The sequence below is a fragment of the Methylobacterium indicum genome (assembly GCF_001043895.1).
Taxonomy (GTDB): domain Bacteria; phylum Pseudomonadota; class Alphaproteobacteria; order Rhizobiales; family Beijerinckiaceae; genus Methylobacterium; species Methylobacterium indicum.
On sequence record NZ_JTHF01000435.1, the window covers coordinates 1 to 512 of the forward strand.

At 61.5% G+C, this 512-nt stretch carries 1 pseudogene; it reads right to left on the reverse strand.

Annotation, left to right across the window (positions count from 1 at the left end):
• Positions 1-159 precede the first annotated feature (159 nt).
• Positions 160-512: pseudogene (locus tag QR78_RS35270) on the reverse strand (hypothetical protein); the annotation flags it as partial.

Sequence of the window (512 nt, forward strand, 5' to 3'; positions counted from 1 at the left end):
GCTTCTCGGCCGCGATGGTGTCCGTGTCGAGCGCCTCCCAGGGAGCGATCTTCGTTGGCGCCATCTCGATGCCAGCTACACCTTCCCGGCGCAGCAGAGCGTAGATCCGCTCCCGCAATTCGGCCGGCCACGCAATGTTCGAGACTGAGGATGGAGGCGTCATTTGCCCGCCTTCAGGTAAGCCTCGATTCCACCCAGCACCTGCTCGCGCGTGTAGTGGTAGCGGGTCGTACCGCCGAGAAGCGGCGCATGACGGGTATGCATGTCGTAGCGCGGCGCAGCCTCCAAGGGGTCGAGCGGACGAAGCTTCCCGGGAAAGAAGCGATCACCGATCTCCGACATCCTGACGGGCTCGGCTGCGATGTTGATGAGCTTGACTTTACCTTCGGCAATTTTCTTGAGATCGCCGTGCAGGCAGCTCACGTCGTACCACTGAAAGCAGCCACCCGGATTGATCGCCTCGATCATGTTGTCGTGCTGCAGGTCGTAGATGGCGTTCTTCCGAAGGCCAG